This window comes from Chryseobacterium barbadense, assembly GCF_042849955.1.
Lineage (GTDB): Bacteria > Bacteroidota > Bacteroidia > Flavobacteriales > Weeksellaceae > Chryseobacterium.
This window is the reverse complement of sequence record NZ_BAAFHL010000043.1, coordinates 1-22,023: the sequence shown is the minus strand read 5'-3', so window position 1 is coordinate 22,023 and position 22,023 is coordinate 1. Positions and strand designations below refer to the sequence as shown.

General features: G+C 36.0%; 23 protein-coding genes, 2 pseudogenes and 1 riboswitch. Of the genes and pseudogenes, 10 read left to right on the top strand and 15 right to left on the bottom strand.

Annotated elements, in window-relative coordinates; translation table 11 throughout:
* The 6 genes and pseudogenes from ACGHIN_RS13390 to ACGHIN_RS13365 all read left to right on the top strand — a co-directional run.
* Window positions 1-182, top strand: a pseudogene (locus ACGHIN_RS13390) (VWA domain-containing protein); the annotation flags it as partial.
* Window positions 182-1,189 carry a vWA domain-containing protein gene (locus ACGHIN_RS13385; RefSeq protein WP_390454373.1) on the top strand — a complete coding sequence of 336 codons (1,008 nt, stop codon included), beginning with the start codon at window positions 182-184 and terminating at the stop codon, window positions 1,187-1,189. The pseudogene ACGHIN_RS13390 and the gene ACGHIN_RS13385, both read left to right, overlap by 1 nt.
* 87 nt (window positions 1,190-1,276) lie before the next feature.
* The gene (locus tag ACGHIN_RS13380) at window positions 1,277-2,023 is read left to right on the top strand and encodes a tetratricopeptide repeat protein (RefSeq protein WP_390454371.1); all 747 of its coding nucleotides are present in this window, start codon (window positions 1,277-1,279) and stop codon (window positions 2,021-2,023) included.
* A complete protein-coding gene (locus ACGHIN_RS13375) occupies window positions 2,023-3,762 on the top strand; it encodes a BatD family protein (RefSeq protein ID WP_390454368.1) in 1,740 nt (579 codons plus the stop codon). Before ACGHIN_RS13380 ends, ACGHIN_RS13375 begins: the two co-directional genes overlap by 1 nt.
* Window positions 3,763-3,805: 43 nt before the next feature.
* On the top strand, window positions 3,806-4,408 hold the full coding sequence (locus ACGHIN_RS13370; protein WP_390454365.1) for a MarC family protein: 603 nt from the start codon (window positions 3,806-3,808) through the stop codon (window positions 4,406-4,408).
* A 5-nt stretch (window positions 4,409-4,413) separates the two neighbouring features.
* Window positions 4,414-4,608: a hypothetical protein gene (locus ACGHIN_RS13365; RefSeq protein WP_390454362.1), complete on the top strand. Its 195-nt coding sequence runs from the start codon at window positions 4,414-4,416 to the stop codon at window positions 4,606-4,608.
* Between the two features lie 150 nt (window positions 4,609-4,758).
* Here ACGHIN_RS13365 and ACGHIN_RS13360 read toward each other — a convergent pair whose 3' ends face one another.
* From ACGHIN_RS13360 to ACGHIN_RS13325, 8 genes are all read right to left on the bottom strand, one after another.
* A complete protein-coding gene (locus tag ACGHIN_RS13360) occupies window positions 4,759-5,727 on the bottom strand; it encodes a chorismate-binding protein (RefSeq protein ID WP_390454359.1) in 969 nt (322 codons plus the stop codon).
* A 24-nt stretch (window positions 5,728-5,751) separates the two neighbouring features.
* A complete protein-coding gene (locus ACGHIN_RS13355; protein ID WP_390454356.1) occupies window positions 5,752-6,633 on the bottom strand; it encodes an outer membrane beta-barrel protein in 882 nt (293 codons plus the stop codon).
* Window positions 6,634-6,645: 12 nt separating this feature from the next.
* Window positions 6,646-7,731 carry an RNA polymerase sigma factor gene (locus ACGHIN_RS13350; protein WP_390454353.1) on the bottom strand — a complete coding sequence of 362 codons (1,086 nt, stop codon included), beginning with the start codon at window positions 7,729-7,731 and terminating at the stop codon, window positions 6,646-6,648.
* 197 nt (window positions 7,732-7,928) lie between these two features.
* Window positions 7,929-8,357 carry a PaaI family thioesterase gene (locus ACGHIN_RS13345; protein WP_390454350.1) on the bottom strand — a complete coding sequence of 143 codons (429 nt, stop codon included), beginning with the start codon at window positions 8,355-8,357 and terminating at the stop codon, window positions 7,929-7,931.
* A 114-nt stretch (window positions 8,358-8,471) separates the two neighbouring features.
* A complete protein-coding gene (locus ACGHIN_RS13340) occupies window positions 8,472-9,080 on the bottom strand; it encodes a 1-acyl-sn-glycerol-3-phosphate acyltransferase (protein ID WP_390454347.1) in 609 nt (202 codons plus the stop codon).
* Between the two features lie 322 nt (window positions 9,081-9,402).
* On the bottom strand, window positions 9,403-10,809 hold the full coding sequence (locus ACGHIN_RS13335; RefSeq protein ID WP_390454345.1) for an amidohydrolase family protein: 1,407 nt from the start codon (window positions 10,807-10,809) through the stop codon (window positions 9,403-9,405).
* Window positions 10,810-10,933: 124 nt separating this feature from the next.
* Window positions 10,934-12,649, bottom strand: coding sequence for a PspC domain-containing protein (locus ACGHIN_RS13330; protein WP_390454341.1), 1,716 nt, complete (start codon window positions 12,647-12,649; stop codon window positions 10,934-10,936).
* A gap of 11 nt (window positions 12,650-12,660) precedes the next feature.
* Window positions 12,661-12,990, bottom strand: coding sequence for a PadR family transcriptional regulator (locus tag ACGHIN_RS13325; RefSeq protein ID WP_029295092.1), 330 nt, complete (start codon window positions 12,988-12,990; stop codon window positions 12,661-12,663).
* Between the two features lie 261 nt (window positions 12,991-13,251).
* Here ACGHIN_RS13325 and ACGHIN_RS13320 point away from each other — a divergent pair, with 261 nt between their 5' ends.
* Together ACGHIN_RS13320 and ACGHIN_RS13315 are read left to right on the top strand one after the other, a co-directional pair.
* Window positions 13,252-13,938 (top strand): XAC2610-related protein, encoded by a 687-nt coding sequence (locus ACGHIN_RS13320; protein ID WP_390454336.1) that lies wholly within the window; start codon window positions 13,252-13,254, stop codon window positions 13,936-13,938.
* Between the two features lie 2 nt (window positions 13,939-13,940).
* Entirely contained in the window at window positions 13,941-14,531 is a 591-nt protein-coding gene (locus ACGHIN_RS13315) for an HD domain-containing protein (RefSeq protein ID WP_390454333.1), read from the top strand.
* 41 nt (window positions 14,532-14,572) lie between these two features.
* Here the strand turns inward: ACGHIN_RS13315 and ACGHIN_RS13310 are convergent, their stop codons facing one another.
* The 4 genes from ACGHIN_RS13310 to ACGHIN_RS13295 all read right to left on the bottom strand — a co-directional run bounded on the left by ACGHIN_RS13310 (window position 14,573) and on the right by ACGHIN_RS13295 (window position 19,218).
* On the bottom strand, window positions 14,573-14,956 hold the full coding sequence (locus ACGHIN_RS13310) for an acyl-CoA thioesterase (protein ID WP_390454330.1): 384 nt from the start codon (window positions 14,954-14,956) through the stop codon (window positions 14,573-14,575).
* A gap of 106 nt (window positions 14,957-15,062) precedes the next feature.
* A riboswitch (cobalamin riboswitch) is annotated at window positions 15,063-15,241 on the bottom strand.
* Window positions 15,242-15,291: 50 nt separating this feature from the next.
* Window positions 15,292-16,089 (bottom strand): hypothetical protein, encoded by a 798-nt coding sequence (locus ACGHIN_RS13305; RefSeq protein ID WP_390454327.1) that lies wholly within the window; start codon window positions 16,087-16,089, stop codon window positions 15,292-15,294.
* Between the two features lie 32 nt (window positions 16,090-16,121).
* Complete coding sequence (locus tag ACGHIN_RS13300; RefSeq protein WP_390454324.1) at window positions 16,122-16,784, bottom strand: ATP-binding cassette domain-containing protein; 663 nt, start codon at window positions 16,782-16,784, stop codon at window positions 16,122-16,124.
* A 286-nt stretch (window positions 16,785-17,070) separates the two neighbouring features.
* Window positions 17,071-19,218: an endonuclease MutS2 gene (locus ACGHIN_RS13295; RefSeq protein WP_390454321.1), complete on the bottom strand. Its 2,148-nt coding sequence runs from the start codon at window positions 19,216-19,218 to the stop codon at window positions 17,071-17,073.
* Between the two features lie 109 nt (window positions 19,219-19,327).
* Here ACGHIN_RS13295 and ACGHIN_RS13290 point away from each other — a divergent pair, with 109 nt between their 5' ends.
* Both ACGHIN_RS13290 and ACGHIN_RS13285 read left to right on the top strand, forming a co-directional pair.
* Window positions 19,328-19,837 (top strand): GNAT family N-acetyltransferase, encoded by a 510-nt coding sequence (locus tag ACGHIN_RS13290; RefSeq protein WP_390454318.1) that lies wholly within the window; start codon window positions 19,328-19,330, stop codon window positions 19,835-19,837.
* A gap of 107 nt (window positions 19,838-19,944) precedes the next feature.
* Window positions 19,945-20,586 (top strand): uracil-DNA glycosylase, encoded by a 642-nt coding sequence (locus ACGHIN_RS13285; protein ID WP_390454315.1) that lies wholly within the window; start codon window positions 19,945-19,947, stop codon window positions 20,584-20,586.
* On the opposite strand, the gene ACGHIN_RS13280 is transcribed toward ACGHIN_RS13285, so the two are convergent.
* The 3 genes and pseudogenes from ACGHIN_RS13280 to ACGHIN_RS13270 all read right to left on the bottom strand — a co-directional run.
* Entirely contained in the window at window positions 20,573-21,073 is a 501-nt protein-coding gene (locus ACGHIN_RS13280) for a hypothetical protein (RefSeq protein ID WP_390454312.1), read from the bottom strand. The genes ACGHIN_RS13285 and ACGHIN_RS13280 overlap by 14 nt on opposite strands.
* A 6-nt stretch (window positions 21,074-21,079) precedes the next feature.
* The gene (locus tag ACGHIN_RS13275; RefSeq protein WP_390454309.1) at window positions 21,080-21,568 is read right to left on the bottom strand and encodes a DUF456 domain-containing protein; all 489 of its coding nucleotides are present in this window, start codon (window positions 21,566-21,568) and stop codon (window positions 21,080-21,082) included.
* 74 nt (window positions 21,569-21,642) lie between these two features.
* Window positions 21,643-22,023 (bottom strand): annotated as a pseudogene (locus ACGHIN_RS13270) (hypothetical protein); the annotation flags it as partial.

Genomic DNA, 22,023 nt, shown 5'->3' with positions numbered 1-22,023 from the left:
CAACATCAAATAGCAGCCTTGAAGAAATATATGATGAAATTAACAGGCTGGAAAAATCGGATGTGAAAGTTTCAAAGCTGTATAATTATCAGGAATATTTTAAAATTTTCTTGTGGATCGCTTTAGGAATGTTAATGATCGATGCTTTACTGAGATGGGTACTTTATAAAATTGTAAGCTGATGGAGTGGTATTTGGGAAATTACTGGTATTTATTATTGCTGCTGCTTTTGCCGCTGCTGGGCTTCTTTTTGGTCCGTTTTCTGAAATGGAAAAAGAAAAAAAGAGAAGTTTTTGCAGACAGCTCTTTTCATGAGAGTTTATTTGAGAAAAAATCTGGGTTTACCAAGTTTTTTCCTTCTTTATATCTTTTAGGGACACTTTTCCTAATCTTTTCAATTATCGATCTTTTGAAAGGCTCAGAAGAGGTGAAAAGCAATCAGAGGCTCAACAATGTGGTTTTCATGCTGGATGTATCCAATTCGATGAATGCAGAGGATATAGAACCCAGCCGTTTGAATCAAGCCAAAAATCTGATGATCAGTACGATGCAGAAGATGAAAAACGATAAAGTGGGCATCGTCATCTTCGCAGGGGAAGCCATGTCTATTATGCCTTTGACAACGGATTATAATTCTGCGGAAACGTACATCAGCGGTATAGAAACTAATTCCATGCAGATTCAGGGGACGGATTTCCTCAAAGGAATGCAGGCTACAGTTGAAAAGTTTAAAAATGTAAGCAAGGGGTCGAGAAAAGTGATTTTACTGAGTGATGGTGAGGATAATGAAGGAAATGATAATGCTGCGATACGCCTGGCCAATAATGAAGGAATAATGGTAACCTCGGTAGGCATAGGATCTGATGAGGGTGCTCCTGTTCCTGAATATGAATTCGGACAGTTAATGGGATATAAAATAGATATGAATGGCCAAACCGTAATCTCAAAAAGACAGACGGAAGCTCTTAAAAAAATAGCAGAATCTACTGGGGGAACATATATTGATGGAAATAATCTCAATGAATCACCGGACAAGATTATTGATGCGATTAATAAGAAACTTTCCTCTTCAGAAACACTGGTGAAATCACAAAACGCCAATCATTATTATCAGTATTTCCTGGCAGTTTCCCTTTTATTCTTCTTCTTGATTTACATTTTTAATCCCAAAAGAGACTTTAATGTGTAAATTTCCCCACTATTGATAGGATTTACTTTAACCGAATTTTAACAAATAATAACCTGTTTCTTAACATATAAAGGAATAATTTTGCATATGATGAATACTAAAATCATATTTTTATCGTTTATTCTTGCTTTTTCGTTGCCAAGCTTCGTGTTTGGACAGAAAAGCTATAAGACTTTAGTCTATGAAGGGAACCAGAAATTTAACGGTAAAGATTATGATGGAGCATCTTCTAAATATATGGAAGCTGTAAAATCCAATGATAAAGATTTCACGGCGCATTATAATTTGGGAAATGCCTTATATAAGAATAAAAAGTATGAAGAAGCCAAAGCGGAGTTTGAAAAAGCACAGAGTCTTTCTCAAACCCTTCCGGATAAAGCGGCAGCACTTCATAATTTAGGGAATACTTATATGCAGATGAATCAGCCGGAAAAGGCAGCAGACTATTATAAACAATCCCTAAAACAAGATCCGTATAACGAAGCAACCCGAAAAAATTATGAGATTGCCAAGTTAAAGGAGAAACAAAACGAACAAAAGAAAAACCAGCAGAATAATGCTGGAAAAGGCGGCGGAGGAAATGATCAGAATAAAAATAATGATCAGAAAGGAGATAAAAAAGATCAGCAGGATCAAGGAAACGGGCAGCAGAATAAAGGAGAAAGCCCAGAAGGAAATAATCCTGATCAGAATCAAAATAATGAAGGCAAAATGCCTAAAGATCTTGAAAACGCAATTTTAAATAAAGTAAGCGAAAAAGAAAAAGAAACCGCCAGAAGAATTTTAAATAAAAATTCTTATTCGATGCCTCAAAGCAACGAGAAAGATTGGTGATGCAGCACAGATTTATTTACATATTGTTCCTTCTTACATCCGTAATTTCTTACGGACAAGTAAATCTTAGGCTTGATACAGACAAAAATGAGTACAATGGCAAAGACATTGTGAATCTTACCGTAATACTGGAACTGGACGGTAGTGATCTTGAACAACAGACGGCTTTTCAATTACCGGACCTTTCCAAATTCAACATCATAGGAAGCGGATCTGTAACCAATACATTCATTGATCCGGCCACTAATACGGTAATTACTCAAAAAATATCCAGAATTGCTCTGGAACCTAAGAAAAAAGGGAAAATTAAAATTGGTTCTGTATTGGTGACCATCAATAATAAGATCTATAAAACGGAACCGTTTGATATTGTAGTGAAAGATATTGATAAAAGATCTTTAGCCGGCAATACCGTGTCCAATGATGTTTATCTGAATATGGAGATCGAGGAAAGAGAGGTCTATCAGGATCAGCCTACTATTGCTGTTCTCCGGGTATATTCCAGGAATATGGATAACCTGAGAAAAGTAAATAACATTCACCTTCCTAAACAAGATAACATTAATGTTCATCCGATTAATTTCGCCAAATCTGAAATCGATCCTTCAGGTTATGGAAACATGCCTTCACAGATTTTAGCCATGTTCCTTGTATTCCCGAATGAGTCCGGCTATGTTGAAGTTCCTTCCGTATCGGCCTCGGTAAATACCTATTCCAATAAAAATAAAATACTTTCCAATAAAGTAAAGCTGAACGTTAAAAAACTTCCTGAAGGTTCCCCTGAATATTTCAAAAATGCGGTAGGGAATTTCAAAGTAAGTGTTTACAACGCTTCCAAAGAGAAAGCGGAGGTGAAAAGACCTATTAATATAATGGTGAAAGTTGCCGGAGAAGGAAACTTGTCCGATCTGGAGCTGCCGAAGTTGGCCACATCTCCTGATTATGAAGTTTTTGCTCCTAAAGTGACTTCTAAGGTGACTGCAGGGATGAACGGAATTAAAGGAGAAATACTAGCCAATTATGTAATAATTCCTAAAAAACCGGGAATTATTTCCATCAAAACTGAAGAATTCGCTTTCTTCAATCCGGAAAGTAAGGAATATGTGGATCTTGGTCAGGAAACATTATCCCTGAATGCGCTTTCCCATGAACAGATCCTTGAATCCAGAACCACTGTTGAAAAAGTAAATGAGTATACCAATAACCTGCTGGAAACCGTAAATACTCCCGTTCTCAAAACGACTTCGTTTAAAGTAAAAGAGAAAAATAAATTCCATTGGAATATCCTTCTGACCAATATTGCCATTTTACTGGGACTGTTTGTTATTTATCTTTTATTTAAAAGTTGGCAAAAAAAACGTTCTTTAGCTAAGGAAACCGTATCCGCGAAGCCTTTAGGCTCTGTTGCAGAAACTGAGAAAGAAATCAGACAAAGACTTACCACCGATGTTAACGATTATTTCAATTATTTGGAGACCCTGAAGGAAAATGGAGAATATCAAAAGTTCTTTGACACCATTGATGAACTTGATGCGGAAGTAAGAGGACAATATTTTCAAAGTTCTGTTGAGGATTTCAGGAAATTTCTTGAAAGCTATAAAGGGACTTCTCTGGCTGAAGAATACAGAAACTTGTCTCAAAGGATTCAGATGGAAAAGTATGCACCTGTAAAGTCTGCTGAAGGAATTGAAGAGCTTTTACAGGCCGTTGTTAATTTATATTCTCAAATTAGCAAATAGTCAATTATTTTTCATATTTTTGCGAAATTTTTAATTACAAAAGATGGAAATTTTTGATCATTTTTCACTTAAGGAAATTGTGACCTGCTTTATGGTCCTTTTTGCCGTAATTGATATTATCGGCTCTGTTCCTATTATTGTAAGTTTACAGCAGAAATTCGGAAAGATAGAAGCGGAAAGAGCATCTATTACTGCAGGATTGATCATGCTGGTATTCCTTTTCGTAGGGAACAAAATCCTGAAATTTATCGGAGTGGATGTGAATTCCTTTGCCATTGCCGGTGCATTTGTGATTTTTGTCATAGCCTTGGAGATGATCCTTGGAATTGAGATCAATAAAACTTCGGAAGCAAAGTCTGCATCCATTGTTCCCATTGCATTTCCGTTGGTTGCCGGTGCGGGAACCTTAACGACGACACTTTCCCTTAGAGCTGAATTTCATGATATTAATATTATTTGTGGCATTATTCTCAATACAATTTTCGTATATTTGGTGCTGAAATCTGCGACCTGGTTGGAGAAGAAAATGGGCGAAGCTACTTTGGCGATTCTGCAAAAAGTTTTCGGAATCATCCTTCTAGCGATTTCAATTAAATTATTCACAGCTAACTTTGCACAATTGGTGCAAGCTTATATTAATTTTTAAGAATCATGGAGAAGACTTATAAAGTATTTTTAGTATTGTTTATCGTTTTTATTGCCATTAACTTATATGCTTTAGACTGGCAATCTGAGATCTTATCAGAAGATAACCTGAAATTTGTATTCTCTATTGCTACCGCTATTATTGGTCTTATCTTACTTTTTGTATTGAATACATGGAGCAAGATTGGTGCGAAGAAATAATTTAATTAAGATATATTAAAGAAACCTCTTTCAATTAGAAAGAGGTTTTTTATTTGAAATAATTGCCTGTCATTCCTGGGAACGAGGAATCTCTGAGATTCTTCATTTCACTTCGTTTCATTCAAGAATGACAAATAAATTATTGTCGTTTTAAGAAATTACCAGATTCTTCAGAATTGCTTCTGATTTCAATTCTGTTTCAGTCCATTCCTTTTCCGGATTGCTTTGTGCAGTAATCCCGCCACCGACGAATGCATGGACAGAATCCTGATAAAGTCTTGCACAACGGAGGTTGACGAAATATTGTATGGTTTCTTCAGTTTCTATCCTGATGTAGCCTGCATATAATTCGCGAGGATATTTTTCAAGCTTTTGAATATTTTCTTTGCAAAATTCTTTCGGAATTCCACAGACAGCCGGAGTAGGATGAAGTTCAGTGATGATTTGATCAAGCTGTTCAGGCTGTATTTTGGCTTTAAAATCTGTTCTCAAATGTTTAATATTCCCCGAAATATGATCATAGGTTTCCGAAGCTTCTATAGCCTTGGTATAATTTTCAAGGATGTTCAAAATATAGGTAGAAACAGGTTTTTGTTCTTCGATTTCTTTTTCGGACCAGTTTTCTGAAGCAGGAAGTGTCCCTGCGAGGCTCATGGTTTCAAATTCGTGGGTGGTCTTGTTGAATTTTCCCAAAACCTCTGAAAAAGCTCCCATCCATGATTCTTGTTCATTGATGAAAAGGTATCTGAAAGCATTAGGGTAAGAGTTGCACAGGTTTTTAAAACTTTCTTTTAGATCAATCGATTGGAAGTCTTTGAAAATCTTTCTTCGGGAATAGACAAGTTTAGGAAGCTTATTTTTTTTGATAACCTGTATGACCTGTTCGAGTTTTTGTAAATATTCGGTTTGGGTTTCAGCTGTAAAATTATTGTTATCCTTCGTTAAAACAGCACTTGTTATGTTTTGTAGCTCAAACTGTTCAGGTTTTATTTCAATGATATTTCCATCAAAAACAATTTGCTTTAAACCATCAAAAGAGTTAAACTTAATGTGGTTGTAGGCAGATGTTTCATCTATTGAATATAAAGTTTCGTTGAAAGGAAATTTGAAATAGATCATGAGTCGATGCTTTTTAGAAAACTGTTATCTGGAAATCATATAAGAAACTCCCAGATTGATTTTCCTTTCTGCAAAGGTATTATTCGTATTAAAAACGTCAAAATCAAACGAGCTGTTTTTTAACGAAATATTTTTTAGTTTGTATTGCTGATAATCTGCCGTCAAAAGTACTTTTTTCAAAATCCGATACTGAACCCCGAAAGAGAATCCTAAATTGATCTGTCTGGTTCTGAAATCTTCAGAATGACTTCCTCCATCTGCCTCCGGAATCAAAAACTGCATTTTGTACGTGTTTTTATTGATTGAAACTCCGGCATAAGGATAGATGCTTTTCCATTCATAAAAAAGTTTTGCATGGAGGGCATATTCAAAATGCCTGTTGTTAAACCTTTGAAACAGCAAAAGCTCACTGTTTTCAGTATAATGATATCCCTTCAGAGAAGTAACGTCTTCATTGGCATTCAGATCAAATGTTGAATTCCAGTGATAAACATTGAAATTCAGCATGACTGATAACGGAGTATCAATAATATCCTTTGCAGCCCAGACCCCGACATTTTCACCAAATTGCTGATTGTCCCCGGAAAGTTTTTGAGTCCATATACTATTTTTAAATCCTATCCCTGCTTCTGTACCATAATGAAATGTTGTTTTTGGAATACTTTTTCTGGATGATATTCTGGCCCTTTTGAGTTTCGGATTCTGAGGTATGATTTTATCTGTAATGGCGAGAGTTGGGAAAATAATATCATCAAATCTGGCTTTTATCGGTTTTTCCAGGAAAATAGTATCATAAACAATCACTTTTTCATAAACATATACTGTGTCATTCTTCTTCTTTCTTTGGGCTGATGAAAAATGACTGAGGATTATTAATAAAAGAAAAGCTGCTTTTCTGAGAAACATTTCTGATTGTTTTTATCTTTCTACAAATACGGTATCTCGCTGGATAATTTTTTTTACAATAATAACTTTTTTTGAACTGTGTTTTGCTGAATCTTTCTGAATTGTTTTTGGTGATTGTTGAGGCTCTGTGTTTTCTTTTGTATCTGTTATATTGTTTTGACTTTTGGTTTCTTTTTCATTGGCCTTATCAGATACAGTCAATCCGGTTTCTGATTGCTGAGAAACATTATTTTCTGAGTTAAGATTTTCTTTTTCAGAAACCACATCTGGTTTATAAGTTACATTGTCATGATTATTGAAAGAATGATTGTTATGAGTTTTTAATAAGAAAACGGAAGCGATAATAATCAATAGAACAGTTCCACTGATAATTATTTTCTTTTTCAAGATCTGACCGGAGAAAGAAGGAACAATAATGCTATTCATTTTAATGTTGTCCGGGATTTCCAGGCTTTTTGAAGGAGAAATTCTGAAGTCAGCAAATTTGCTTCTGAAAGTTTGTGCCCATAACAAGCCTCCCAATCCGAAAACCACCAGAAGCTGAGCTAATTTATTTTTTGGGGTGTTAGCATTCACACTGCTCATCAAAAAGCTCTGGATCGCTTTCTTTGCTCTTGATAAATGAGATTTGGATGTATTGACAGAAATTCCCAGTAACCCGGAAATTTCCGCATGTGAACAGTTTTCAATAAAATACAGATTGAAAACAGATCGGTGATGAGAAGGAAGGCAGTCTATGGATGATAACAGCTCTTCTTTCGTAAAATCATATATGAAGATGTGTTTTTCTTCTAAAGATGGATAGCTCATATCTGAATAAGTATCTGGAATTTCTGATGATTCGGAACTAACAAAAATCTCTTTATGGCTTTTGCGCAAATACTGCAACGCGTTATTCACCACAATTTTTTTAAGCCAGGCATGAACTGCTTTTTCTTCTCTCAGCTGATGGCTGTTTTGAATGGCCATAATAAAGCTATCCTGAACAATATCTTCCGCAGTCTGGATGTCCTGTATATATCTGCGACAAATCCCAAGGAGTTTTGGTGAATACTCATTGTAGATCTGTTTCCAGTCGGTATGGTGGCTTTGTCTCATATACTTTTAATTTTCAGTTATAAAAAATGGAATTTTTTCCAAGTAAATAACTTTTATCTAGGGATCATCAGACGGGTTATTCGGCCTTTTCATATTTCTTTTTTCTTATAAGATGCAAAAAAATAAAAAGGTTGCAGCAATGATATAAAAAAAGACTCAAAAAAATTGAGTCTTTATATTTTTAATGATAATTGTGCTTATTTTAAAAGAATATTGTTCGTCATCGTCGTATGATTGATAAGAACTCCTTTTTCATCACGAATCTCAATTTCCGAAACATGCATCGTTTTTCCTTTTCTGATGAATCTGGCTGTAGCGGTAACAATTCCGTCCTTTTTACTTTTTAAGTGGTTGGAATTGATGTTGGTTCCTACGCCATAATATTTGCTGCCGTCAATAAAAATATTAGACAGGCTTGAACCTAAAGTTTCAGCTAGAACACAACTCGCACCGCCATGCAGAATTCCGAAAGGCTGATGTACTTTGGGCTGTACTGGCATTGTAGCGGTCAATGTTTCATTTTCCAGATCAATGTCAATGAATTGTATTTCTAAGGTTTTGGCTAAAGTAACGTCGCCCCAGCTGTTTAAAAATGCTAATATTTCTTCTTTCGTTTCTCCTCGCATGGCTATTTATAAGTGATGAATAATAAATGATTAGTAATGAGTAATGAGTAATGAGTAATGGGTAATGAGAATAATTTTGCTAACTTCTAACTTCTAACTTCTAACTTCTAACTTCTAACTTCTAACTTCTAACTTCTGATTCTCATCGGTCCCCATGATATTAGGATTCCAGTTGGCCGGAACTTTCGGGACAATATCGTTTTTGATGTAATAGTCCTGAATTTCCTGCATAATTTCTGCAAACGGAACAGAAGCAATTCTTTCATAAGGAATGGTATAGCCCAGATAAACGATTTTTCTTTTGAAATCTCCTGCCGCCAGAACGATAGGAACTTTGGCTGCTAAAGCCATGTGATAGAATCCTTTTCTCCATTTCGGAACCCAGCTTCTGGTTCCTTCCGGGGTGATCACCAGACTGAAATCTTCTTTTTCAAACTGTCTGGCCACAAAATTGACCAGATCATTCTTCTGGCTTCTGTCGATACCAATTCCACCCAATCCTTTTACAACAGATCCGTACCATGCTTTGGTATGGGCATCTTTAATAATTATTTTCAACGGTTTTTCCAGAGACCAATAGGCAAAATTTCCTAAAATATATTCCATATTGTGGGTATGAGGTGCTACCACCAGAATGCATCTGCTCAGGTTGTTCACATCTCCCTGCAAAACAACTTTCCAGCCCATCATTTTCAACATCAGTTTACCTATCAGTTTCTTCATAGTTTTGGTATTAAAACAAAAAAAGTATAACCCAAACTGGTTATACTTTACAAATATATTGAAATATTATCGCTCTTAAAATAAACCGCTGATTAAATCTACGATTTTCATTACAAATTCTAGTGCTATCTGTACCATGGTTATAAATATTTGTTCTTGGTTTGGGGAAGTTTATAATTACTACACGAAGGTATAATAAATTTTTAACATGAAGAATAAAATAATAAGATTTTTTTATTCCACTTGAGAGAAGAAGAGTATGAATTTCAAATGGTTGCTTTCACATCTTATCTCACTTTTTTACAATTACTCTTTAATTTTTTTAAAACTCTTTTCTTTTTTTCCAGTCAAATTTATTTATATTTTTACTATTTCTCTTGGCTAAATCCGAAAGCATTTTATCAATTTTTCTTTGGCTGATCCATTTACCATTGAAGAAAACGCCGGAAATTTTTCTTGTATTCCGGATGTCATCCAGAGGATTAGCATCCAGCAAGATGAGATCTGCAAATTTTCCAACCTCTACGGTACCTATTTTGTCACCAATACCAAGCCATGTTGCGGATAATCTGGTCGCAGAATGTAATGCTTCCTGCGGTGTGAGTCCCGCTTTTACCAAAAGCTCGATTTCATCATGAAGAGAATATCCCCAAACAACACCTGAACAGCCTGCATCTGTACCTGCAACAATAGGAATTCCTGCTTCCTTAAATGCTTTTACCAACCGGTTGTTGAATTGGATCATTTTTTCAAGATAAGCTATAAATTCAGGGCTTGTACGATTATGATACTGGTTTGATGTTAACCATTTATTCTGCATGAGCGGGTGAATATACTGGAATCCCTGAAGTTTTCGAATATTATCTAATGAGCGGGCTTGGTCGGCAATCCGTTCAATGACAATTAAAGTTGGTGAAAACCATGTTCCGTTTTCTTTTGAAAGTCTGGCAAACTTCTGTATATCCTCATCACTATAATTTTCAGATTGTTTGGCAAGTTCTTCTGCATGAACAATCATATTGAAATTCGGACTAAAAGCTTCTTCTATTTTACCTTTAAACGCATCAGGAATATGTCCTAAAACTTTCATGTTTTGTTTTCCTGCTTCGTCCACTATAGCTTTGAAGGTTTCAATATTCAGATCGGAATATACTTTAATGAATTCATATCCTTCCGCTTTAGCTAAACGCACTGTTTGCCGTCCATCGGAAGGGGTATTCGCAATTCTTCCGGAGCCGTTTCCGCCATTGATTAATGCAGCTAAAGCGATTCGGGGACCTATTGTATTTCCTTTTATGATTTCATTTCTTTGCGCAAAATTATCTGCTCTTGCATTAAGGTCAAATATTGTGGTAACACCGGTTGCTATATAAGGAAGCATCGCATCCTGATTATCAACAAAGAATGTGACTCCTTGTGTAGGATATGCTGATCCGTAGTTAATATCCGCAAACCCATGGATATGCATGTCGATAAGCCCGGGAATAAGCCATTTTCCTTTTCCGTCAATAGTTTTGGCAGAGCTGGGAATTCCTCCATTAATAGCGACAATTTTTTTACCTTTAATAAGAATGTCTGCATTTTCAATGATCTTATTTTCTGAAGTCATTGTAATAATATTCACATTCTTTATTGCAACAGCAGTTTCCTCAACATTTTCCTGTCCTTTTACAATTATATTAATAGACAAGAATACAGCAATAAATAAATATTGTAACGATGCATACATGATCTGTTTATTTTTAAAATTAAAGGCAAACAGAATAAGATAACTGAGTTTTTTTGAGAGAAGAAGAGTGTGAATTTCAAACGGTTGCCATCCATTCACACCTTCTGCCACTCTCTGCAGTTAATTATTTAGTTTGTATGGAAATTTCGTTTTTTCCGTCTTTCACCTTGATGTCTAAATCCTTGTTCAGTTTTTTGACTTCAGAGGCTACAGAATCAATTACTTTCTCAGCTTTTTGGTTCGGAACTTTTTTACCGTTGATGATAATACTGTCTTTATCATCGGAGTTGTATTCAATAGTAGAGCCATTTACCGAAATTTTATTTTTTTCTATAGTGATGTTTCCGTCTTCATCTTTGTCTTGGTCATCATCATTGATTCCGTCTCCGTTCAAATCACCGTCAAAATCAATTCTGTCTTTTTTAGCAGGGATTACTACTGCTTTGGTAGGAATTACCAATTCATAATCAATGCTGTAATCTCTGAATCTATGCTCATAAGGATATTTAACATAGTTAGGAAGAATGATTTTATTGTTGATAATATCTACCGGAACATTTACATTCAGTGGAAGGTTGTATCCCTTTGCCTCTTTTTTAATGATCAGGTATGGGGTTTTAATGTCCGCTTTTCTTGTCACTTCTACATGGATCCAATCTTTTTCGTAAACAGAAACCTTGTCAGAGTAAAGATCATCCTCATATCCTCTGAAGTTTTGCGGGATGGCTACCTGTTTTACATCTACATATAAAGTATCTGAAGTGGTATTGATGGAAACTTCTTCGGTATCTTCCTTATGACCTTTCAGGAACATTTCTTTTTTAGCCATGCTGATTCCAAAATATGTGGAGATGGCAATTAAACTAAGGATTAACGCTCCTAAAACCCAGCCCGTATTTCTTAATTTTGTTTTTGGCGAAATTAATTTGATACTTAATAAGGCGAATAATAAAGCAGGAATCAAACTCCCTAAGATAATCATCGCCATAATCACGTATTTCATTCCGTCATTATCAAAATAGAAATCCATTTCACCGATAGGAGGGAAGTCATTGTTTCCCATGAATCCGAATACTACAAATACTCCGATCAAACAGGAGAAAGACATCAGTGCGAAGATTCCTCCCAAAACATACCTTACCACATTCCAGATTCCGCTCCCGGCATTGTTGATGTACGGCTTGCTTTCGATGTACATCTCTCCGACCCTCTGAGTAGATTCGTTGGCAAATTGTACCAATTTATTAGACTCATTCTTAAGATTGTCGAAGTTCATAGGCTTTCCCTTCATTTTCAGGAAATCTGCTGCAGTTTCTGCTTTTGGAAGTACAATCCAAAGTATAATATACAATAAGGCAATTAATGAAGAAGAAATGGCTGCGGTAAAGATTCCCAGAACGAAGATTCCTAACCAGATGGCTCTCATGGCTGTGATATCCATTCCTACGTAATGGGCTAAACCGGCACAAACTCCTGCGATTTTTTGTCTTTCAGGATCACGGAACAATTGTTTTTTATCCGAATAAGTAGTTCCTGTAGTATTTTGTCTTTTGCTGTTCTTTTCAGAATAGTAAGCTTCTTCCTGCTCTTCGATCTTTTCAGGAGTTCCGATCTGAGCAATTACTCTTTCTACGTCTCCATCGTTGATTACTTCTCTTTTGCCTAAAGAATCTTTGAAAATTTCAACCATTCTGATTTCTATGTCATGCATTACCTCTTCCGCCTCTGAAGCGTCTAATGAGCTTCTCAGGGCATTCAGGTAATCGCTAAGCTTTATATATGCGTGTTCTTCTATGGTAAAAGAAAAACCTGCGAGTCCTATTGAGAGTGTCTTGTTCATAGCTTTGTTTTTTAATTTTTTTGAGTGATTTGGTTTACTGAATCTGTTAATTCGTTCCAGGTATTTTGAAGTTCATCTAAAAACAGCTTACCTTTTTCTGTAATCTGGTAATATTTTCTTGGTGGTCCTCCCGTTGATTCTTCCCATCGGTAAGAAAGGAACTCACCATTTTTCAATCTTGTTAAAAGGGGGTAGAGTGTTCCTTCTACTACGTCCAGTTTTCCTTTTTTCAGTTCATCTATAAGGTCGGAAACATACATTTCGCGATGATTGATGAGACTTAAAATACAGAATTCCAGAATTCCTTTTCGCATTTGCGCTTTGGTATTTTCAGTATTCATCTTTAATAAGTTTTTAATGAGGTTATATTTTTAGAAATCTGCTCCTAGCTAGTTGAGCCTATTCTAATTTTACATTACAAAGATATGTAATTAAAATGGTATTATGCAATACAAAGTAGTGAATATTTTTAAAGTAAATAATTAAGTTATTGATAATCAGTTAAATAATTTTCAAAAAAAATTTAATTAGAAAATCAGCTGTATTGAAATTGGACCCAAAATCTTAAATTTTTGTACTTTTGAATCATTAAAACACATAAGATGACTTATCCATTACTTTGTTTATTACTTCTTTTAGGAGGTTTTTATTCCGCCCAGCAACAATTTGAATTGAAGAATGCTTCAGAAAACTATGATGTAAAGCTGAAAGTGGAAAATTGCAGTAATGTTGAATGCAGCGGGAGGGGAAGTATTGAGCTTTTTAATAAGAGGACTTCCCAAAAATTTCAGACTCTTACTTCTGATAATTTGTTTTTCTATTTAAATGAAGAGCAAAAGCCTACTGCAAACATTATTCAGTTATATGATGAGCAAAGCCCGTTGATTTTTGAAGACTTTAATTTTGACGGACCAGAAGATGTGGCCATCAGAAATGGCAATGAAAGCGGCTACAGTGGTCCTTCCTATGATGTCTACGTATTTAATATTACCAGAAAACAATTTGTTTTGAGTGAAGAACTTACCGCTCTCGCTCACGATAATCTTGGAATGTTCAATACAGATCCTGAACGTAAAAGATTGATTACCTATTCCAAATCTGGTTGCTGTTGGCATCTGACCACAGAATACACCGTACTTCCGCAAAGAGGATTGTTTAAAGTATATGAACTGGAAGAGGATGCAACGGGCGGTGAAAAAGTAAAAGTGACCAAGAAAGAATTCATCAATGATCAATGGATTACAAACATCAAGGAATACCCAATAAAAGAATATTATAAAGAAAATTAAAGATGAAGATACAGAAGGAGATCGATTTTATTTTAGCTGTTGATGCTTTAAAAAATGTACAGAGAAGAAATTACAATGCAGATGATTCGCGAAGAGAAAATACCGCAGAACATTCGTGGCAGATCATTATTTTAGCCCAAATCCTTTATCCGTATGCTAAAAACAGAGCAGATATCGATTTGCTGAGAGTGATCAGAATGCTTTCCATCCATGATCTGGTGGAAATAGAAGCGGGAGATACCTTCCTGTTTGATGAACAAGCTATGGTTGGGAAATTTGAAAGGGAGAAACTGTCCGCACAAAAGATCTTCGGAATTTTAGATGAACCTTTACGTTCAGAGTTCTTTGATCTCTGGCTGGAATTTGAAGAAGAAAAAACTCCGGATGCGATATTTGCGTGCTCTATAGACCGGATTATGCCATTCATTCTTAATTCTCATACATCCGGAAAAAGCTGGACGGAAGCTAAAGTAACGGAAAGCCAGATCAGAAAAATGCTTGAAAATGCGATCAGCAGAGCATCGGATGAAATGGGTGAGGCCTTTGAATTGTTATTGAGCAGAAGTTTAGAGACGGAAAAAGTTTTGAAATAAACGAGCTACGGCGGCCGAAGGCCGCCGTAGCTTTTTAAAAATTATAGTATTTGGATTGGTTTCTTGAATTCGTCGATCGCCACAAAAGTAAAGTCTCCTATAATAGCCCTTTCTCTTTCATAGCAATACATCTGTTCCGTATAGATTTCAACATTCACTTTCATACTCGTCGTTCCTACATGAGTTACTCTTCCAACCAGTTCAACAATAGTTCCGGCCGGAATAGGCTTTTTGAAATCGATTTTATCACTGCTTACGGTAACTACTCTTTTTCTGGCGAAGCGGGTAGCGGTAATAAAGGCTGCTTCATCCATCAGCTGCATCGCTGTACCTCCGAATAAAGTATCGTAGTGATTGGTAGTTTTTGGGAAAACCGCTTTAAAGATCCTGGTTTCGGATGCTTCAATTCTTTCTTCTGTCGTCATATTTCATTATTATTATAGCGAAATGAAATAGATAAGAGCAGACAGAAATTATAGGAATGCATTCCTGAACATCCATCAGATCAATCAACTTCAAATCGCGAAAGTTTCTTGTATAAAGAAAAAGGCAGGTCTCCTGACTTGTACCCTCTTTATTTCCTTCCCATGCATGGCACAGTGGATCAATAATAAAGATGTAGGATACTTACAGTTGCGCGACAGTTCGTGATTTTCACACGATTCCCTTTTAAGCTGCAGCTAAGCAGTACCAGTTTCTTGGTGAATAAGCATATGCTTTTCAGTGGCAAAAATAAGGATAATCCTGAGAATTCCTAATATTATTCAGGATTTTCAAAAATAAGCTGGCTTATAGCCCTTCCTTCTTTGATGGTCCAGAGCGTTGTATACCTGTTTTCGCCAGAGCCGTTGATCATATAAAGGAAAATGTGATCATTATCGAAAGCGGTTACTTCTACTTTATCGAAATCCATCGTAGGCTGAAACATATTTTTAATAGCATCTCTCACGAATACAGAACCTCTTCCTGGTTGCTGTACCCGTATAGATTTGATCTCGGTTAAATCTTCAGGAAGTTCTTTGCCAATTCCCCAAGATTTTACTTTATCAACTTTAGTGATATTACCATTGGTATCCTTTTCCTGTTTTTTGATTTTTGCATATGAAGGATAAATATCAATGATTACTTTCGTTCTCTGATTTCCCGGGATTTTCGGATTGGTATCATCTGTAAAAATTAAGGATTTACCATTTTTGGACTTGGATGGAGTGAATTTTGGTAATTGGTCAATGAATGCAATACGTTCCTTATTCACCATTCCTTCTTTGTTAAGGCTGTCGTATCTTACAAAAGGTTTTTCTATTTCAGGTTTTTCAGGATATTGTATCCATATCCATTCTGTTTCTCCGGGAGCAGGCTTTACATAGACAAACACATCACCGGTTTTCATACGGATTTTATCTATGATTTTCCTATAGTCATCCTTGTGTACACGTACCATTGCATAACCTTCCTGAGCTTTTACCACTCCAAAAGGGACTTTATTTTGTCCATTAACAAAAACTAAAGAAAAAATACTGAATAAAAAGATATACAATGTCTTGCTTTCGGAAACCATCATGAAAATTTTAAACTATTCAAATATATAAATTAAATCCTTTTCGGCAGATAATTATACCGTTGCAATTCTTTGAAATCTTTAATAGGCCTTAAATAGTGATCTGAAAGTAAGAGAATTTCATCCGAAATATTCAGAACTTCCTCATAATGATGATCAGAAATAATAATCCCTTTCACTTCGGATTGTTGTTTTATTATTTTTTGAATTTCATAGATCATTTTTGGGGAAAGGCCATAAAAAGGCTCATCCAGTAAAATGAATTCTGCATCAGAGTAAATAATAAGTAAAACCTCAATAATTTTCTTTTCCCCGCCGGAAAGTTGTCTTACGGTCTTATGAAGAAAAGGCTTCATTATATCCGATGTCATCAGAGATTCTGTATTTCTGGCATCGCAGAAAAGCGGAATCAGATGTTTAATTTTAATATTTTTAGGAAGAAAAAACTGCTGCGGCAGATAAGAAATACGGGTTTTTCTGTCTTTTTGATTTTGAAGGACTTTATCGTTAACCCTGATGAATTGTGAATCACCTTTTTCTGTCCCGAAAATTATTTTTAGCAAAGTCGATTTTCCGGAACCGTTTCTCCCCAGCAAAGCTATAGTTTTTCCGGTTTCACAGCGTAAATAAATATCCTGCAAAATGGTTTTGTTACCAAAACTTTTCGTCACGCTGTCTACATGTAATAGGCTCATAAAAAATAAGCTATAATTTTTATTATTAAACTGATAGCCACAGTCATTCCCCAAAGAAAACTTCTGGAAAAACCGAAATGAGCATAAAAATAATATTCATCTTTTAATCTTAATTCATAAATGAAATAATGAAGGGCAGGAAGGATTAAAAGGAAGCATAACCCAAAATTTTCAATATTGAAGTTAGTCATAAAGGTGATCAATAAAGAAAATAAAACTGCGGGAATCAGCAGTTTTATATAAAATATCCAAAAAATTTTGAGGTTTTTAGTCATTTTCAAATACTTTAAATTCTTTCCAATTCATCCGCATCAATTGTCGTCTTGAAAGTCCCATAGTTCACAATCACCTTATTCTTGGAAATCTTTTCAATGGTTCCTACACTTGTACTTCCGGAAATACGGACACGTTGTCCCACTTTCATCCATAGCGCACGGTCGGTTTTACGTTTTTCCTCCAGCTTTTCGTTGGTTTCTGCAATTTTTTCAATCACTTCTTCTTTCTTTAGCTGTTGGGTGATCTTTCTTTTAACCACCTGAAGACGCTTACTTTCGTCCTTGTCCGCTCCGATCTTCCTGAACTTTTCCTGTTCTAATAATTTCACGAAATCCTTCACTACATCCTTTCTCGATTTTCCTTTCGTATAGCTGTCAATAAAAGCTTCGATCTTATTTCCGAACTGAAGTTTTCTGTGTTCTTCTTCATACAGCTTCTGGAAATTGTAAAGTTTTTGCTGAAGCTGGTCATTCAGTTTCTGCAAATTATCCCGTTTGTCTTCTACGGATTCCTTTCTTTCTGCGAGGTCAGATTTTAGCTTTTCCACCTCAAATTTTTCCTGCTGAAGCTTTACAATCGTCTTATCAAGGTTTACAATATCGTGTTCCACTTTTTTCTTGGCAGAATGAATAATAAATCTTGGAATTTTATTTTTTTCCGCGACCTCGAATGTAAATGAACTTCCGGCTTGTCCCACCTCCAGCTTATACATCGGTTCCAGGGTATCTTCATTGAAAAGCATTGCCGCATTCTGAGCATTTGGAAGCTGTTCTACAACAAGCTTGATATTGGTATAATGCGTTGTAATGATCGCAAAACTCTTTTTGTCATAGAAAAACTCAAGGAAACTTTCAGCCAGAGCTCCACCCAATTCAGGATCAGAACCGGTACCGAATTCATCGATCAGTAAAAGCGTATTGGCATCAGCTTCACGGATGATTCCGGACATTTTTTTTAGCCTGGATGAATATGTTGACAAATGGTTTTCAATAGACTGGTTATCCCCAATATCCGTCATGATCTTTTCAAAGAAAAACATTTCGGATTTCGGGTGTACCGGAACCAGAATTCCACTTTGAATCATCAGTTGAAGTAAGCCAACTGTTTTCAAAGTAATTGATTTTCCTCCTGCATTCGGTCCGGAAATACAGATAATTCTGTTGTGCTCCGTGAACGTCAGAGTTTGTGGGAAAATCGTTTTGTTTTCCGCTTTATTTCTTAAAAATAATAAAGGATGAAAAGCATCTCTTAATCGCAAGGTTTTATGGCGGTTAATTTTTGGTAAAACCCCGTTGATCAGTTCTGCAAACTTGGCTTTCGCTCTTGTGAGATCAAGATCGAAAATATACTTCTGATATCTCCAAAGCTGAGGTTGAAATTCTGCCAGTTCAGCAGTCAGCTTTCTCAGGATCTTGTCGATTTCCTTTTTTTCTTCCTCTTCATTTTCCTTTAGCTTGAAATAATGCTTCACCACAGAATCCGGTTGAATATAGGTAATAGATCCCGTTTTTGAAAGCCCCAAAACTCTTCCGGGGACTCTTTTTTTAAACCCTGATTTTACGGCTAAAACCCTTTGATCATCAATAATGGTTTCACGGATATCATCCAAAAACTCACTTTGCCCGTAATTGAATAAGGCCCGGTTGAAATTTTCCTGGATCGCTTTTTTGGCCACCTGGATTTCCGCTCTTAAACCTTTTAAAACCGGTGAAGCTTCACTTTTTACTTCTCCAAAGCGGTTAAAAACCTTATCTACTTTATCAATGATTTCTTTTCTGAACTCCAAAACAGCGGTATCTTCCAATAAAGTAGGGAAGGTTTCCGGCATGGTTGGGAAAAACTTTTGCAGCTTCCCGATCTGTTCCGTAATGGTTTTTATTTTAATGAAGGCATTGTTTTCCAACCGGAAATTTTCGATCAGCATTAATTTCAGCTCACTCTCAATATCCTCATACTCATCAAACGGAATGGCATTTGAACTTTCAAAACTCGATAAATATTCAGAAGTTTTTTTCAAAGAAAGTTCTGCTTCGTCAATTTCCATCGGACGAAGTTGAAGAATTTGTTCTCTCGTTTTCGGAGAATACGCAAAGGGAGAAATTTCCGCCAGTAGTTGCGGAAACTCTAATTCGTTTAAATCTTCTTTATTTATATACACAATGCAAATTTAGTGAGAAAATGTCAATTTGCTGATGTGGCCATTTGAAAATGAGTTAATTTGAAAATTTGTGAGTGACAAAATGATGAGGTTTTACTATTTTTGAAATATGAAACTGGAAACCGAACGATTGGTTTTAAAAGAAATCAATGAAAATCATGTTGAAGATATCTTACGAATCCGAAGCAATGAGATTATCAATAAGTATGTGCATAGGAATCCGCCCCAAAATAACTATGATGCGTTGGAATTTATTTTAACGATCAGAAAAAGAACGGCAGATAACCAGACTTTTTATTGGGGAATTTCTTTAAAAGATCAACCCGGTCTCATCGGAACCATTTGTCTGTGGAATTTCTCAGAAGACAGAACCGTTGCGGAAGTGGGCTATGAATTGTTACCCGATTATCACAGAAAAGGAATCATGTCCGAAGCGTTGGCTGCTGTTTTAGATTTTAGCTTTAATAAGCTACATTTGCAGGAAGTTGTAGCAATGACCGATAAACTCAATGAAAACTCAAAGTTGCTTTTGTTGAAACATTATTTTATATTGGAAGAAGAGAGAGAAGATGAAGGTTTTCCGGATAACCTAGTTTTTAGCTTGAAGAAAACCCCGTAGTTGTTGGAATCTTAGGATAAAGATTCTTCATTTCACTGTGTTACATTCAAAATGACAGAAATTAAAATTATCAAATTAATTCATTATCAAATTTTCAAATTGAATATATGACCTGGACAGAAGTTTTAGCCCCGATCAAAAAAACAGAATATTTTACCAACCTTTGGGAAAAAGTAAAGCAGGAATATGCCACTGCCAAAGTTTTCCCGCCTAAAAACCAGATCTTCAGGGCACTGGAAATTACCCCTTTTGAAGATGTTGAAGTAGTGATTATCGGGCAGGATCCATATCATAATGATTATCAGGCGAATGGTTTGTGCTTTTCCGTTTCTGAGCAGGTAGCAGCTCCTCCTTCCTTAAAAAATATCTTTATTGAGCTGAAAGATGATCTCGGAGTGGTAAGAACTTCCAAAGAACTGGATGATTGGGGAAGACAAGGGGTTCTTCTATTAAATGCTACATTAACGGTTCGCGCCCATTCTCCGAACTCCCATAAGGATTTGGGTTGGGAGAAATTCACCGATTTTATCATCAAAGAAATTTCAGATAAAAAAGAAAACGTAGTATTTGTATTATGGGGAGCTTTTGCACAAAAAAAAGCCGAACTCATAGATCCGGCTAAGCATTTTATCTTAAAATCGGCACATCCGTCACCTTTTTCTGTTCACAGAGGATTTTTCGGAAGCAAGCCTTTTTCAAAAATTAATGAATATCTTATTTCAAAAGGGAAGAAGCCTATCGCATGGTAGGTTTCGACACGGTTTCTTTTATTTTTATCCCGATTTTATATTTTCCATTCAGTGCTTTGGCACCTCCTTCTGATGTTGGGTAAGGCGTAATTTCGACAAGGGAGATCGTATAGCCATTGAATTCTGCAGAAGAAAATAGGTTTTTCCCTGCGTTATCCATCGTTGCTAACCGTAATGTTATTGGCCTGGTTGCAATTCCCATGACCTCAACTTCGGCAACAGCAGCTCCTGCCCAGATACAGTTGACTCCTTTCGGGCAACGGCTGTCTTCAGAAACTTTTTTGAAGGTAACATTCATCTCATATTCTTTCAGGAATTTATTTTCTCCTTCGTTGAAATAAATGATGGTTCCTTCTTTGCCTATATTTTTTGTCTCTTTAGTATCGGCTACTACAGGAGTTTTTGTGGAAGTTTTTGTTTCCTTCTGGGCACTGCAGTTGGCTAAAGTCAAGACTCCTAAACACAATATGATGGCTTTATGTATCATAATTTTTTAAATAATATTAAGCATATCCAATACTACTACCAAAAACATTGCCACACCTACCACAAGGCTGAATCCCGTTCCGTAAATAAACCCTATAAAAGCTCCTTTCGTTGATTTAAGGGCCTTGTCCATGTCTTTGCTGTCGTGAAGCAGTTCTCCTACGAATACTCCTGCAAACATCCCGATCAGAAAACCGATCGGAGGGAAAAACATTCCGATAATAGTTCCGATTATAGATCCTATGCTTCCCCAACGTGTTCCGCCATATTTCCTATTGGTTCTGGCTGGGATTATATAGTTCAGAACCGCAGATACAGCCGTAAGAATTCCAAAAATCCAGATATAAATCATTGATAAATCCGAATCTGTTCCGAATTTATATATTAATAGTCCGCAAAGACTGAGAACCAGACCTGGTAAAATAGGAAGAAAGGTTCCTATTATTCCAAGCAATAGTAAAATAAGACAAATGATATTGATTAATGCGATATCCATATATAATGTTTTCTAACTGCAAGATAAAAAAAAGAGGCTTATGAAAGCCCCTTTTTATAGTTGAAGTGTGAAAATTAAAGATTAAGAATGATGTATTGGAGAATGAGTCCTGAATTGCCGATATTACCGGAAGCGTGGTTATGGAACGCCGTATAGAAAATATTCCCGCTGCTGCTGCCGTTGCATGCTCCCATACTGTCGCCGTGTGCTTGATGGCTTGCCCAGGAACTTTGAGGAATCGTAATGGTCATAGGGTTGCTTCCTGAGGAATTGTGGCAGATTGTGATCCAGCCATTGGTAGCGCTGTTTCCTATAGCGACCTGAGTGGCAGAAGGATCATGATATTTATTGGTTTTGATCATGAGTGCCTCATTGTTGTTTTTCACCATAACATCCCAGAAGGTAGCATCATACATATTGATTTTTTGCCATGAACCCAGATCAAAATGAATATT

What these genes read in the sequence shown, in the direction of transcription:
- ACGHIN_RS13300 (WP_390454324.1), bottom strand. Translation starts at nt 16,784, where the DNA reads ATGAGCCTATTACATGTAGACAGCGTGACGAAAAGTTTTGGTAACAAA.
- ACGHIN_RS13385 (WP_390454373.1), top strand. Translation starts at nt 182, where the DNA reads ATGGAGTGGTATTTGGGAAATTACTGGTATTTATTATTGCTGCTGCTT.
- ACGHIN_RS13360 (WP_390454359.1), bottom strand. Translation starts at nt 5,727, where the DNA reads ATGATCTATTTCAAATTTCCTTTCAACGAAACTTTATATTCAATAGAT.
- ACGHIN_RS13325 (WP_029295092.1), bottom strand. Translation starts at nt 12,990, where the DNA reads ATGAATACTGAAAATACCAAAGCGCAAATGCGAAAAGGAATTCTGGAA.
- ACGHIN_RS13285 (WP_390454315.1), top strand. Translation starts at nt 19,945, where the DNA reads ATGACCTGGACAGAAGTTTTAGCCCCGATCAAAAAAACAGAATATTTT.
- ACGHIN_RS13355 (WP_390454356.1), bottom strand. Translation starts at nt 6,633, where the DNA reads ATGTTTCTCAGAAAAGCAGCTTTTCTTTTATTAATAATCCTCAGTCAT.
- ACGHIN_RS13370 (WP_390454365.1), top strand. Translation starts at nt 3,806, where the DNA reads ATGGAAATTTTTGATCATTTTTCACTTAAGGAAATTGTGACCTGCTTT.
- ACGHIN_RS13275 (WP_390454309.1), bottom strand. Translation starts at nt 21,568, where the DNA reads ATGGATATCGCATTAATCAATATCATTTGTCTTATTTTACTATTGCTT.
- ACGHIN_RS13335 (WP_390454345.1), bottom strand. Translation starts at nt 10,809, where the DNA reads ATGTATGCATCGTTACAATATTTATTTATTGCTGTATTCTTGTCTATT.
- ACGHIN_RS13280 (WP_390454312.1), bottom strand. Translation starts at nt 21,073, where the DNA reads ATGATACATAAAGCCATCATATTGTGTTTAGGAGTCTTGACTTTAGCC.
- ACGHIN_RS13365 (WP_390454362.1), top strand. Translation starts at nt 4,414, where the DNA reads ATGGAGAAGACTTATAAAGTATTTTTAGTATTGTTTATCGTTTTTATT.
- ACGHIN_RS13380 (WP_390454371.1), top strand. Translation starts at nt 1,277, where the DNA reads ATGATGAATACTAAAATCATATTTTTATCGTTTATTCTTGCTTTTTCG.
- ACGHIN_RS13320 (WP_390454336.1), top strand. Translation starts at nt 13,252, where the DNA reads ATGACTTATCCATTACTTTGTTTATTACTTCTTTTAGGAGGTTTTTAT.
- ACGHIN_RS13305 (WP_390454327.1), bottom strand. Translation starts at nt 16,089, where the DNA reads ATGGTTTCCGAAAGCAAGACATTGTATATCTTTTTATTCAGTATTTTT.
- ACGHIN_RS13345 (WP_390454350.1), bottom strand. Translation starts at nt 8,357, where the DNA reads ATGCGAGGAGAAACGAAAGAAGAAATATTAGCATTTTTAAACAGCTGG.
- ACGHIN_RS13340 (WP_390454347.1), bottom strand. Translation starts at nt 9,080, where the DNA reads ATGAAGAAACTGATAGGTAAACTGATGTTGAAAATGATGGGCTGGAAA.
- ACGHIN_RS13375 (WP_390454368.1), top strand. Translation starts at nt 2,023, where the DNA reads ATGCAGCACAGATTTATTTACATATTGTTCCTTCTTACATCCGTAATT.
- ACGHIN_RS13310 (WP_390454330.1), bottom strand. Translation starts at nt 14,956, where the DNA reads ATGACGACAGAAGAAAGAATTGAAGCATCCGAAACCAGGATCTTTAAA.
- ACGHIN_RS13350 (WP_390454353.1), bottom strand. Translation starts at nt 7,731, where the DNA reads ATGAGACAAAGCCACCATACCGACTGGAAACAGATCTACAATGAGTAT.
- ACGHIN_RS13290 (WP_390454318.1), top strand. Translation starts at nt 19,328, where the DNA reads ATGAAACTGGAAACCGAACGATTGGTTTTAAAAGAAATCAATGAAAAT.
- ACGHIN_RS13330 (WP_390454341.1), bottom strand. Translation starts at nt 12,649, where the DNA reads ATGAACAAGACACTCTCAATAGGACTCGCAGGTTTTTCTTTTACCATA.
- ACGHIN_RS13315 (WP_390454333.1), top strand. Translation starts at nt 13,941, where the DNA reads ATGAAGATACAGAAGGAGATCGATTTTATTTTAGCTGTTGATGCTTTA.